Source organism: Rhodocaloribacter litoris, from assembly GCF_011682235.2.
Lineage (GTDB): Bacteria > Bacteroidota > Rhodothermia > Rhodothermales > ISCAR-4553 > Rhodocaloribacter > Rhodocaloribacter litoris.
In genome coordinates, this window is record NZ_CP076718.1 from 1,419,112 (window position 1) to 1,432,156 (window position 13,045).

At 66.9% G+C, this 13,045-nt stretch carries 8 protein-coding genes; 1 reads left to right on the forward strand and 7 read right to left on the reverse strand.

Going from position 1 to position 13,045, the window contains the following annotated elements; genetic code table 11:
• Positions 1–515: 515 nt before the first annotated feature.
• The 4 genes from GQ464_RS05890 to GQ464_RS05905 form a co-directional block, all read right to left on the reverse strand.
• Positions 516–1,574, reverse strand: coding sequence for an IS110 family RNA-guided transposase (locus GQ464_RS05890; protein ID WP_166977944.1), 1,059 nt, complete (start codon positions 1,572–1,574; stop codon positions 516–518).
• Between the two features lie 442 nt (positions 1,575–2,016).
• Entirely contained in the window at positions 2,017–5,001 is a 2,985-nt protein-coding gene (locus GQ464_RS05895) for a TonB-dependent receptor domain-containing protein (protein WP_228350649.1), read from the reverse strand.
• A 221-nt stretch (positions 5,002–5,222) separates the two neighbouring features.
• Positions 5,223–6,140 carry an arsenite methyltransferase gene (gene arsM / locus GQ464_RS05900; protein ID WP_166977946.1) on the reverse strand — a complete coding sequence of 306 codons (918 nt, stop codon included), beginning with the start codon at positions 6,138–6,140 and terminating at the stop codon, positions 5,223–5,225.
• A gap of 37 nt (positions 6,141–6,177) precedes the next feature.
• On the reverse strand, positions 6,178–6,507 hold the full coding sequence (locus GQ464_RS05905) for an ArsR/SmtB family transcription factor (RefSeq protein WP_166977948.1): 330 nt from the start codon (positions 6,505–6,507) through the stop codon (positions 6,178–6,180).
• Between the two features lie 148 nt (positions 6,508–6,655).
• Between GQ464_RS05905 and GQ464_RS05910 the strand changes: the two genes are divergently transcribed.
• On the forward strand, positions 6,656–8,020 hold the full coding sequence (locus tag GQ464_RS05910) for an MATE family efflux transporter (RefSeq protein WP_228350650.1): 1,365 nt from the start codon (positions 6,656–6,658) through the stop codon (positions 8,018–8,020).
• On the opposite strand, the gene GQ464_RS05915 is transcribed toward GQ464_RS05910, so the two are convergent.
• From GQ464_RS05915 to GQ464_RS05925, 3 genes are all read right to left on the reverse strand, one after another.
• Positions 7,987–8,496, reverse strand: coding sequence for an HmuY family protein (locus tag GQ464_RS05915; RefSeq protein ID WP_166977952.1), 510 nt, complete (start codon positions 8,494–8,496; stop codon positions 7,987–7,989). The two genes, GQ464_RS05910 and GQ464_RS05915, sit on opposite strands and share 34 nt — an antisense overlap.
• Positions 8,497–8,598: 102 nt before the next feature.
• Positions 8,599–11,268 carry a PAS domain S-box protein gene (locus GQ464_RS05920; RefSeq protein ID WP_166977954.1) on the reverse strand — a complete coding sequence of 890 codons (2,670 nt, stop codon included), beginning with the start codon at positions 11,266–11,268 and terminating at the stop codon, positions 8,599–8,601.
• Between the two features lie 21 nt (positions 11,269–11,289).
• On the reverse strand, positions 11,290–13,041 hold the full coding sequence (locus GQ464_RS05925; protein ID WP_166978007.1) for an ABC transporter ATP-binding protein: 1,752 nt from the start codon (positions 13,039–13,041) through the stop codon (positions 11,290–11,292).
• Positions 13,042–13,045: the final 4 nt, after the last annotated feature.

Below are 13,045 nucleotides of genomic sequence, written 5' to 3' on the forward strand. Positions count from 1 at the left end.
AGGCACCCATCTACTCGTCGCTGCGTGTGTCTTGTCTGTGTGGTTTCGCACCCGTCTGGGGCGCCGTACCCAACACCTTTCGAGGGTCAATGAAGCAAGGGCTGAGGAACTGCCGCAGCCTCGTCCAGCTCGGCTCCCGCCAAGCGCCGCTAGAAGACATCACGTTCGCTGATACGGTCGGCATCTTGTCGTGCGTGCTCACCGAGCGACCGGACGGCAAATCCCGGCCGGTCACCCCGTCTCCCGTTATTCGGCCCGTTTCCGCTCAGCAGCGTCGCCGCCGATGGCTGTCGGAGCAGCCACAGTCATACTCCCTGGGGGGAGTGAATAGGACGGGCCGGTCGTGCTGTCCAATCAAGCGCAGGAGGGTCAGCCCTGGCGAGCCGGATCGCTTGCCTAGCAGCACCGTGCGCTTCCCATGAGGCTTCAGATCCCTACGGCTCAGGTCCGCCACTCGTTATACGCCGAGCTCAGCACGCGGCCCGGTGGCTATCGGTCGTTCATGATGCTGTCTGTCAGGCCGTTTGTAGGAACGTCTGTTCGTCGAAGTACTGACCGCGCCGCAGCATGTAGTAGAGACTGCGGCCGAGCTTGTGACTGAGGATGCCCAGCGCCTTGCCCTTGCCGTGCTTCTGCGTCATGCGCTCGACGTAGCCCTTGACGGCCTTCGACTCGCGCATCAGGACGAGGGCCGCCTCGCTGAAAGCCCACTTCAGGTGGCCGTTACCGATCTGCTTGAACGAGGGCAAACCGGCCGCCTTCCCGGCCGAGGTCTTTGTCGGACGAATGAGCCGGGCATAGGAGCAGAACTGCTGATGCGAGTCGAAGCGCGTCACGTCGTCAATCTCGTAGAGGAAGATGAGCGCCAGCACCTGGCCGACGCCGGGAATCGAACGCAACAGGTCGTAGGTGCGGCGGTCGTCGATGCGGGCCTGCTGCTCGAGTTGGCGCTCCAGTTTCCGGATAAGCCGGTCATAGTGCGCGATCAGGTCGAGGTCGGCCTCGACCGAGGCGCGGACCTGCGGATCGTCGAAGGCGGCTACCACCTCGTCGCGGCAGGTTGTCACTGAGCGGTTGGCCAGGCGGCGCCCGAAGGATTCGAGGCGGTACTGCCAAGAGGTGTTCTGTACGTGCGCCAGCCGTTCGGCGCGTTTGCGGACGAAGTGGGTGCGACGGCGAAGCAGGTCCCGCGTAGCCCGCTTCTCTTTGGGATAGACGTGCGCCAGCGGGAAGGTGCCCCCGCGCAAGAGCCGGGCGATGGTGTGCGCATCCTGACGGTCGTTCTTGGTCTTACCGCCGTGGACAGCCTTCATGTAGAGGGCGTGCCCGAGGACAAAGGCGATGCCCTCGCGCTCGCAGAGATCGGCTAACCAATACCAGGTGAAGATGCACTCGCAGCCGACGACGAGTTCCTCACGGAAGGGCGTGATGGCCTTGAGGAAGCTCTTGGGGTTGGCCAGCGTGTTGCGCTCGAGGAGAACGGTGCCCGTGGCGTCGAGCACGCAGACGAACATGGTCTTGGTGTGTAGATCGACGCCGGCGTAGTGCGTATGTTGGCCGTCGTAGAATCTCATGGCAGATCCTCCTGGGGTCTGGTTTTGTGGAAGTGAAGCGCTACAAAGTAGGCTTCAGGAGGAGGCCATGATTAATATCCAGCGCATCAACGCGGTCGCAGGGGCGCTCGGCGTTTTCCGGTGCGTAGTTGCATCGCTTCACCGGCACCGATAGGCTTCACCGTTGAACCATGAGGCCCTTTGCCGCTGACCGGCGGGCCGTTATGCAGCAGAATTTCATTTAAAAAGTAATGATATATCGGTTCCTTGAAATTGCTGCTCTTGGAGCAACTGTATTGGCCGGGATATGGTTTTGGAAAGAACCAGGCTTTGAACCTGCGATTACCTTTCTCAGCGGCCTTGCTACATTTATTGGATTAAAGCCCGTAACCGCCGTCGCCGCCCCCTTGCCCGCGCAGCCATCGTGCAGGGATGAGACCGTTGTGCAGTCGCCGCCGATAGGCTAGAACACGTACCGCAGGCCGAACTGGAACTGGCGCGGGGGGCTGGCATTGCGGCGCACGAGCACGCCCGAGTCGGCCGGACCGACCTGGATCTGGTTGCTCTGCGTGGCATTGTTCGAGTACCCGCTCAGGTTCTCCGCGTTGAAGACATTGAACACGTCGGCGCGGAACTCGAGGTGACCGCCACGGACGGGCAGGCGGTACTGGAGGCCCACGTCGAACGTGTTCGACCACGGCAGGCGGTCGCTGTTACGGCCCTCGCCGGGCTGGCGGTCGCTGTTGCCCACGTAGGCATCGCCAAAGGAGCGGCCGTCGCCGTTGAGGTCGGTGGTGCCGAAGCGCGTGGCATCCGGGATGCGGTTGATGGGCTGGCCGCTCTGCAGCAGCGCCGCCACGCTGAGCCCCAGGTTGCGGACGGGGTAGTAGTAGAAGATGGCGTTGATGACGTGCGTCCGGTCGTTGATGGACGGCCCCCACTCGGCCTCGAAGTCGTTGGCGTCCATCGCCCGGAAGTTGATGTCCTCGGTGTTGTTGCGCAGGCGGGAGAGCGTGTACGAGAGGCGGTAGGCGTAGTCGTCGCCGCTCCGATCCTTGAGCAGGTTGAAGCTCGCCGCCCAGTAGCGGGCCTCGCCGGCCGTCTCGGTCATGACGATGTTGCGGGCGCCGCCGGGCACGGGGCCGACGGGCCGGGTGGCGTCGGCCTCGGCGGGCGTGCGCACGAGCGCCCGGAGTTCGTCCGGCGTCTTGCCCTCGATGTCGGCCCGGGTGAGGCGGTAGGGCGCCGGTGCATTCAGGTTACGCAGGCGAAACAGGTTGTACGACCGCGTGTGCATCAGGTCCACGTAAAAGAGGCGGTCCGGGCCGAGCTGGAGCTGGTAGCCCAGCGAGAACTGATGCGTGTACGGGTTGTCGTAGCCGTCCGGGTTGAGGATCCGGCGCTCGTTGCTGAAAACGTCCTCGCGACGGGCCCGCACCTCCTCCGGCGTCGGGCCGCCCAGGTAGGGCACGCCCTGGAAATCGGCCGTCAGGTTGCCCTCGAAGGTGACGCGGTCGAGGTCGGTGTGCGAAGGCAACAGACCCAGGTCGATGAGCCGGCGTAGCTGCTGCTTGAAACCCTCGGCCGTGGAGTTCTGCTGGAGCGCATCGCTGTAGATAGCATAGACGATCTTGTCATAGAAGATGCCGTAGCCGCCGCGCAGCGCGCTCCGCTCGTCGAGCTTGTAGTTGAAGCTGAAGCGCGGGGCCAGGTTGTTCCAGTCGCCGGTGGTGCCGCCGCCCTTCGAGAGGTTGTCGTAGTCGTAGCGCAGGCCGAAGGTCAGGTTGAGCCGGTCGCTGGCCGAGACGAGGTCCTCGACGTAGAAGCTCCAGATGTTCTGCCGCGCCCCGAACGCCTTCGGGCGTAGCTCGACGCTGTAGTTGAGCACCTCGGGGTTGAGCGGGGCCAGGTCCTCCGGACGCAGGCCCGCCCCCGGATTCATCGCCCGGAGCTGGTCGAGCTGGGCCTGCGTCAGCTTGACGGTGTAGTTGCCGTTCGGGTTGCCGCCGCCGGTGAGGGAAAAGTCGGACGAGACGAGCTCGGCGCCGAGTTTGAAGGTGTGGTTGCCGCGTGTGGCCGTGAGCTTCTGCTGGAGCTGGAACGTGTTCTCGAGGTCGTCGAACAGGAAGCCGGGATGTCCGAGGACGGCCACGGACAGTTCCTGCGGGTCGAGGACGGACACCTGCGGCCCGTCGCTCGCGCGGGCGTAGTTCCACCGAAAGCGGCTGTACTGGAGGTTCGTCTCGGCCACGAAGCCATCGCCCGTGTACGTGTTCATCAGCGCCACGAGGACGCTGTTGCGGTCCTGCGTGTTGGCGGCCGAGGGGAACGTGGTGCCACCTTCGAGGCCACCGCCCTGCCGCTCGATCTGCACCAGCCCCACGTTGGCCCGCACGGTCGAGCGAAGACGGTCGCTCCAGCGGTGATCGACCCGCGCCGACGCGTACGTGAAGTGGTTCTGTCCCTCGACCGTCTCGGTGAGGCCGAGCTGGGGCACCCGCAGCAGGTTGTCCTTGAAGTCGGTCGTGTGCTCGACGTTGACGAAGAAGAACGTCCGGTCGCGGCGGATCGGCCCCCCGAAGGCCACACCTCCCTGCTGGCGCATGAAGCCGTCCTTGACCGGGTTGCCCGAGAGGTCGCGCTGGGCGAAGCGGTAGGCCCCGTCGAGGGCCGGCCCCGGGCGCATCAGGTAGAAGGCTTCGCCGGAGAAGCGGTTGCTGCCCGACTTCGTGGTGATGTTGAACACCCCGTTGCCCGTCCGGCCGAACTCGGTCGAATAGTTGTTCGTGAGCACGGTGATGTCCTGCACGAACCCCGTCGGGACGGCGAATTTCTGCCCGCCGAGGAAGTTCTCGTTGTTGTCCATCCCGTCGACCATGTAGTTGACGTAGAGCGAGTTGGCGCCGTTGACGCTCACGTTGGGCGCCTCGGGGAAGAAACCGGTCGCCTGCGTCACGTTCGGGAGGCGGTAGAGCACGCGCGTCACGTCGCGCCCTTCGACGGGGAGCAGTTCCACCTCCTGCTCGCGCAGCGTGGCCCCCACCTCGGCGTTGACGGTGTTGATCTCGGCAAAGCTCGTCTGCGCCGTGACGGTCACCTCGCCGAGTTCGACGGTGCGCACGGGCACCAGTAGCAGGATGATGCTCCGCGTATAGTTGGCACGGAGGCGGAGGTCGTCGGCGCGGGCCTCGTGGTAGGCCTCCGTCTCGGGCACGAACACGTCGTACAGGCCGGCGGTGGTCACGGCGGGAAAGCGCACCTTGCCCTGGGCGTTCGTGACGGCCGTCTCGCCATACCCGATGACTTCGTTCTCCAGGTACACCGTCACGCCCGGCACCGGCGCCCGGGTGTCGAAATGGAGGACGGTCACTTCGAGCCCGGCCTGCGCATACGCACCGCCGGCCAGCATCAGACCCAGCAACAGGGAAAAGAAGCGTACGGAAAGCATCGTGCGAGATCGGGGGGACGGAGCAGCATACGAAGGCAGGCGGTGTCCGGTCGCGGGCACCGCCGCAGTCGGGGGTTGGTTGCGCCAGGCAAACCGGTGTTACGCCCCATCAAACTACCGAAGGCACCACCCCCGTGGCAACGTCTCCGACGATCTCGCCAAAAAAGAACGGGGGAAGGCGACCGGCACCCTCCCCCGTCGAAGCCGAAACCCGTACGGTCTCAGGGTTTCCTGCCGTAGACTGTCACGCTCACGATGGCCCCGCCCCGACGGCGATAGGCGGCCAGTTCGTCCGCGTCGACGTATTCGAGGATCACTTCGTCCGGCACAGGGATGACCTTCTCCTCCAGCACCCGCACCTCCTCGAAACCGGCCTCGCGCAGCCAGTCCAGGTAGGTCGTCTCCTCGACAGCGCCGGCGACGCAGCCGGCGTAGAGCTCGGCCGAGCGCCGGACGGCTCCGGGCAGCCCGCCCCGCACGACGATGTCCGAGACGGTGAAATGCCCGCCCGGGCGGAGCACGCGAAACATCTCGGCGAAGGCCCGGCGCTTGTCCGGCACCAGGTTGAGCACGCAGTTGCTGATGACCACGTCGACCCGCCCGTCCTCGAGCGGCAGCGCCTCGATGTCGCCTTCGACGAAGCGGACGTTCTCGTAGCCGAGCTTCGCGGCGTTCTGGCGGGCACGGGCCACCATTTCGGGCGTCATGTCCACACCGAGCACCTCGCCCCCGGCCCCGACGAGCGTGCGGGCGATGAAGGCGTCGAGGCCGGCGCCGGAGCCCAGGTCGAGGACGGTGTCGCCCGGACGGATGGCGGCCAGCTTCGTGGGCAGGCCGCAGCCCAGGCGCAGGTCGGCCTCGGCCACGTAGCCTTCCACGTCGTCATAGGCCTCGCCGACCATCGAGACCTCGTCGCCGCAACAGGCACTGCCGCAGCCACACCCCGCCTCGCCGGATGCGGCGAGCGCACCGTACTTCGCCCGCACCAGCGCCTTGACGGCCCCGGCCTCCTCCGGCGTCGTGGTCGTCTCCTCCGTCGTTCCGCCGCAGCAGTCGGTGTCGCAGCAGGGCTTCGTCTCGGCGGTGATGACGACTTCCCGCGTGTGCCCGGTCCGCCGGGCCTGTACGTCGATGGTCATGGTGCTCTCCGTTGATGATGAAAAAAAGGCCGGGTGGTCAGCAGCCATCCTCCGGCAGGGACAACGCCTCGAAAAACGCCTCGAAGGCGGCCCGGGCACGACGGAGTGCCCTCACGTCCAGGCAGTAACAGACACGCGGCCCCTCCACGTCCCCGAGGATGAGGCCCGCCTCCCGGAGCACTTTCAGGTGTTGCGAGACTGTGGCCTGTGCCAGCGGCAGGATCTCCACCAGATCGCCGCAGATGCACGTCTGCCGGGATGCCAGCGCCCGCAGGATGGCCAGCCGCGCCGGATGGGCCAGCGCCTTCGCCAATTCGGCCAGCTCGACATCCGTTTTCGCGAAGGCTTCCGTCTTGGTCGTTGCCATGGGAGCACCCGCCGTTTTATCGTTTATCGCAAATATACGATTAAACATTCCGGAGTTGCAACGGAGACGAAAAAAACTTCTCCGGCGGAACTTCCCCCGTCGATCCGGCAACAAGCAGCCGACCGTACGAACCCGGCCCCTGGAGCCCTTGAACACGCCGCCCCATCCGTTCACCCGCCGCCCCCACCGGACGCTCATCGGGCTCTCCGTGCCCGTGCTCTTTTCCCTGGTGGCCGAGCCGGTGACGGGGCTGGTGGACACGGCGTTCGTGGCCCGGCTGGGGGCGACCCCGCTGGCCGCCCTCGGCGTGGGCACGATGGTGCTCTCGAGCGTCTTCTGGATCTTCAACTTCCTCGGCGTCGGCACGCAGACCGAGGTGGCGCAGGCCCACGGACGGGGCGACGCCGCGCACGCCCGCCGGATGAACGGCCTGGCCCTGGCGATGGCCGCCGGCTTCGGGGTGCTACTCCTGCTCGCCGGCTACCCGCTCTCCGGCGCCGCCGCTACGGTCATGGGCGCCGCAGGCGATCTGCACGAAGCCGCCGCCACCTACATCCGCCTCCGCTGGTTCGGCGCGCCGGCCGTCCTCCTGACCCTGGCCGCCTTCGGGACGCTTCGCGGGCTGCAGGACATGCGGACGCCGCTCTACGTGGCCGTGACGGTCAACGCGCTGAACATCGCCCTGGACGCCCTGCTCATCTTCGGCGCCGGGCCGGTGCCTCCGCTGGGCATCGCCGGCGCGGCGGCGGCCAGCGTCGTGAGCCAGTGGATCGGCGCGGCGTGGGCCGTGGGCACCGTGCTGCGGCGCCTCGGCCGCCCGGCCCGCCTCCCCGTCGGCGAGGCCCTGCGCCTCCTCCGCGTCGGCGGCGACCTGTTCGTGCGGACGGGCCTGCTGACGCTCTTCCTCGTGCTGACGACGCGGACGGCCACGCGCATCGGGGCCGAGGGCGGCGCGGCCCATCAGGCCATCCGGCAGGTGTGGATGTTCACCGCCCTGTTCCTCGATGCCTTCGCCGTCACGGGGCAGAGCCTCGTCGGCTTTTTCATCGGCGCGGGCGACCGGGCGCAGGCGCGGCGCGTGGCCCGGGTGGTCTGCGGCTGGAGCCTGGGCACGGGCGTCGCGCTCGGCCTGGCGATGTGGCTCGCCGAGGGGCCGGTGATCCATCTGCTGGTGCCCGCCGGGGCTGCGGCGGTGTTCGTCCCCGCCTGGCATCTGGCGGCCCTCTCGCAGCCGCTCAACGCGCTCTCGTTCGCCACCGACGGCCTCCACTGGGGCACGGCCGATTTCCGCTACCTCCGCAACGCCATGATCGCGGCGACGACGCTCGGCACGGCCGGGCTGCTCCTCATCGACGTGCGGCACCCGCAGGCGCTGGCGCTCGTGTGGGCCGTCACCCTCGGCTGGATCGCCGTCCGGGCCGCTTTCGGCGTGGCGCGCATCTGGCCCGGCGTGGGCCGGAGCGTCTGGGCCGGCCCCGCTCAGCGCGTGAACGAGCGCGTGCCGTCCGGCTGAAACACGTAGCGGAACGTGTAGTAGCGCGGCGGGCCAGAAGGCGTGCCGTCCGGGCTGTCCCTGTAGAAGCTGAGGAACTGCACCTTGGCGTACTTGCCGTCGCGGGTGCGGAGGACGAGCACGCGGTCCGGGATCGGGATGACGGTGTGGGTATCGAACTGGTACAGGTACCACCCCTGGCCGCTGCCGGTGGGCAACTCGGCTTCGTACCCCCCGGCGGGTGCCTCGTCGAGGGCGTCGAAGGCCTCGTCGACGTACTGGCCCGTCCCGTTGACCCGGACCTCGACGCTGTTGAAGGCCAGATCCCAGTCATCGTCCGCCTCGTCTATGACCACGACGGGCCCGTTCTCGCGCAGGCTGAAATAGACCCAGCCGGCGGGGGTCGCGTCCAGGTTTTCGACCCGGTGTGCGACGGGCTGCGCCATCAGGGAGGGGAGGCCAAGGAGGAAGGTCGAAAGGCAGGCAAGCAGGCGCATGGTGTGTCCGTATCGATGGTGGATGCTCCGTTCCCTGCCTGATAACGCCCGCGCCTGCCGTGCGTGCCGCCCCGGGCATGAAGCCGGGATGAACACCCCGGCTCATGCCTTCAGATCGGCCCGCAGGGTGAAGAAAAAGGTGCTGCCCCGTCCGTCCCCCTCGGATTCGACCCAGGCCCGCCCGCCGTGGGCCTCGGCGATGCGCCGCACGAGCGCCAGCCCGACGCCGGTGCCGTCGATGCCGGTTTCCAGGCGTTCGAACAGTTCGAAAACCTTCTCATGATACGCCGGCGCGATACCGATTCCGTTGTCGCGCACCCAGCACCGTGCCATGCCATCCTCCAGCCGCCCGCCGATCTCGATCCGCGGATGCGGCTGATCCCCCATGAAGCGCACCGCGTTGTCGATCAGGTTCTGAAAAACCTCCCCGAGGCGGACGGGGTCACACGAGAGGACCGGCATGTCCGGCGCGATGATGAGTTCGACGTCTTCCTGTTGCCGGTTGCCGAGGACGGCTTCGGCCGCTTCGGCGGCAATCGCCGAGAGGGCAACGCCTTCCTCCGGCTTCACCATCCGCCCGGCCCGGGAGAGTTGCAACAGCTCGTCGAGCAGGCGGGCCATGCGTTCGGCGGCGCCGTCGATGAAGTCCACGTCCTGCCGCACCCGCCCGGCATCGCCGGCCGCGAGGTCTTCCTGCAGCAAGCCGATGAAGTTCTTGATGGTCACCAGCGGGGTACGCAGGTCGTGCGAGACGGTATAGGTGAAGCGTTCGAGTTCGGCGTTGCGGGCCTCGAGTTCGGTGATGAGGCGCTCGCGCTCGCGAGTGGCCCGGACCCGCTCGGTGACGTCGGTGGCAACCCCGATCAGGCCCACGATCTCGCCGCGTTCGTCGTACAGGGGCGTCGTGGTGGTCTCGAACACCAGATCGTCCAGATGCGCCATCCACACATGCGCCTCCCCGTCGAGGCTTCGCCGGAGGTGCGCCACGATATCCGGATAATCGCCGTACAGTTCGAAGGCGGACCGGCCGACGACCTCGCCCGGCGCCAGTCCCAGCGTGGCCAGGCCCTTCCCCTCCGAGAGGGTGAAACGTCCTTCCCGGTCCAGGGTGAAAAGCACGACGGGGACGTTCGTGACGAGGGTGCGGAGCCGGGCCTCGTGGGTCTTCAGGGCTTCTTCGGCCCGTTTCTGCTCCGTCACGTCCCGGGAGATGGCCACCAGGCAGGGTTCGCCTTCGAGTTCGAACACCTCCGCCGAGACGAGGAAGTCGCGTTCCTCACCCGAATGGATCTTGAAGCGAAACGGCATGTTGCGGAGGTGCCCGTCTCGCTGCAGGATCTCGACCATACGTTCCCGGTCGTCCGCCTCCCAGATGCCGAGTTCCGACGCCGTCTTCCCGATGGCCTCTTCACGCCGGTAGCCGTTGATCTGCTCGAATCCCTCGTTGACGTCGAGGAAAAGCCCATCGCGCAGCCGGCTGATGGTGATGGAGTCGGGGCTGGAACGAAAGGCACGGGCGAACTTTTCCTCCGAGAGACGCAGCGTCCGTTCGGCTTCCTTCTGCTCCGTCACGTCGCGCACCACGGTGATCAGCCCGGAGTCCTCTCCCAGTTCGATGCGTTCGGCCGAAACCAGGCAGGTGCGCCGGCGCCCGTCCCGGACGCGGAGGTCCACCTCCATGTCGCGGACGCGCCCGTGCCGCCGGACCGCATCGACGAAGCGGAGGCGGTCTTCCTCGCGCCAGAGCCCCAGTTCGAGCGATTTTCTGCCGACGGCTTCGGCACGGCTGTAGCCGGTCAGGCGTTCGAAGCCGGCGTTCACGTCGAAGAGGTAGCCGTCGCGGAGGCGGGAGATGATCACGGCGTCCGGGCTGACGAGAAAGGCCTTGGCAAACTTGATTTCCGACTCCCGCAGGGCGCGTTCGGCCATCTCCCGCAGCGTCACGTCCCGGAAGCTCCAGACACGCCCCACGACATCCTGCCCGAGGCGTTGCGGGCGTGAATAGCGTTCGACGATGCGCCCGTCCCGGAAGTGCAGCACATCGAAGCTCTCCCGTTCGGGCCGCGCATAGATGGCCTCCGTTTCGCGGGCGAAGACGCCCGGATCGTTGACCTGATCCCGCACGTTCTCGACGAGGGCACGGCTGTCGCGGTGTTCCAGTTCTGCCGGGTCGAGTTGCCACAGCTCGCAGAAGCGGGTGTTGTAGGCGACGATCCGGCGGTTCTGGTCTACCACCAGGAGGCCGTCGGCCGTGGCTTCGATCGTCGAGCGCAGCAGCGAAAGAGAATGTTCGGCGTCATGCAAGGCTTTTTCCTGTTCGGTGACATCCGCGATCACGGACTGAATGACACGCTCGCCCTCATAAAAGACCACCCGTGAGTCGATGAGCACCTGCCGGCGCTGCCCGTCGGCCCGGACGAGTGTGCGCCGGACCTTGCCGGCATGGCCTTTTTCGAGTTCCGGCAGGCGGGCCCGTGCGGCGGCATGGTCTTCCTCGGCCAGGTAGTCCAGGGCATGGGTTCCCACGACGCCGGCCGGCCCGGGGGCGGCAACGAGTTCCGCAAAGGCTTCGTTGGCATAGATGAGGGTCCCGTCGAAACGCAGGAGGGTGATGGCCACGGGGGCCGTATCGAGCAGGCTGCGGAAGCGCCGGTCCTGCGGGCCGGTCGTTTCCGGGCCTTGCCGTGCCTGCCCGTGGTGCCGCCACCGGTCGCGGGCATAGCGGCCGAGCATCGCCGCCAGGGCACCGGCGACGAACCACAGGACAGCCATAAGAAGCGTTCCGCTCATCGTTCAAGCCGCATCGACCTGGTCGCGGCGAGGGGCTGGAGCTTCCTGTTCCCGGTACTGCAACTCGTACAGCTTGCGGTAGAGGCCGCCGAGGGCCAGCAGTTCCTGGTGCGTTCCCTGCTCGCGGATCTGCCCCCGGTGCATCACGAGGATGCGGTCGGCGTGCTGGATGGTGGAAAGGCGGTGGGCGATGACCAGGGAGGTGCGTCCTTTCAGCAATTGTTCGAGCGCTTTCTGGATGACGTGCTCGGTCTCGGTATCCACGCTGGAGGTCGCCTCGTCGAGCACGAGGATCTCGGGATCATAGACGAGCGCCCGGACGAACGAGAGGAGCTGCCGTTGTCCGTGTGAGAGCGAGAGGCCGCGCTCGCGCACGTCATGGTCGTAGCGGGCCGGGAGGCGCTCGATGAACGCGTCGGCCCCGATGAGGCGGACGGCCTCTTCGACCCGCTCCCGGGGGATGCGCGGGTCGTCCAGCGTGATGTTGCGCAGGACGGAACCGGAGAAGAGGAAGACGTCCTGCAGCACCAGCCCGATGTGCCGCCGCAGGTCGGCCAGGCGCATCTGCCGGACGTCCACGCCGTCGACCAGCACCTGGCCGCGTTGCACCTCATAGAAGCGCAGGAGCAGGTTGATGATGGTTGTCTTGCCGGCCCCCGTTGCCCCCACGATGGCGACCGTCTGGCCCGGTTCGGCCACGAACGAGACGTCGCGCAGGACCCAGTTCGGCTCCTGCCCGTCGGCGGGCATCGGGTCGTAGGAGAACCACACGTTGCGGAATTCGATGCGGCCCCGCACCTTTTCGAGGCGGGCCGGTCGCGCGGGTTCGGGCAACGCCTCGTCGCGGTCGAGCAGGTCGAAGATGCGCTCGGCGCCGGCCATGGCGCTCTGCAGGGTGTTGAACTGGTCGGAGAGGTTGCGGATGGGCTCGAAGAACTGGCGGGCGTACTGGATGAAGGCGATGAGCACCCCGAGCGTGAGCGTTCCGGTCATGGCCTGCACCCCGCCGAACCAGATCACGAGCCCGAGCGCCGTGGAGGCGATCAGGTCGATGGCGGGCCAGAAGAGGGCGAAATAAAAGATCGTCTTGAGGTGGGCCTGCCGGTGGTCGTCGTTGATCCGGCGAAAGCGCCGCAGTTCTTCGGCCTCGCGGTTGAAGAGTTGCACGATGCGCATCCCGGTGATGTGCTCTTGCAGGAAGGCGTTGAGGCGGGCCACCTGGACGCGCGTCTCCCGGTACTGCTCGCGCACCTTGCGCTTGAACCACAGGGTCGCCCACAGCATGACGGGCATCACGACCAGGGTGACCAGGGCCAGCCGCCAGTTGAGGGCGAACATGAAGTAGCCGATAAAGACGAGCCGGAACAGATCGCCCAGGATGGTGACGACGCCGGCCGAGAGCACCTGGCTGAGCGACTCGACGTCGCTCGTGACGCGCGTGATGAGCTTGCCCAGGGGGGTCCGGTCGAAGAAGCGGAGCGGCTGCCGCTGGATGTGGCGATAGACCTTCGTGCGCAGGTCGTAGATGGCATGCTGCCCGATCCACTGGGTCAGGTAGCTGTTGACGAAGGCCAGCCCCCCTTCGGCGAGCAGGACGAGCACGAGCCACAGCACCATGCGCTGGAGTCCTTCGAGGTCGCCGACGACGATGTGACGGTCGATGGCGAGCTGGACGAGTTTGGGCCGGAGTGGCCCGAGAAAGGCGACCGTCATCACGGAGACGAAGGCCAGCGCGACCCAGCCCTTGTAGGGCATCAGG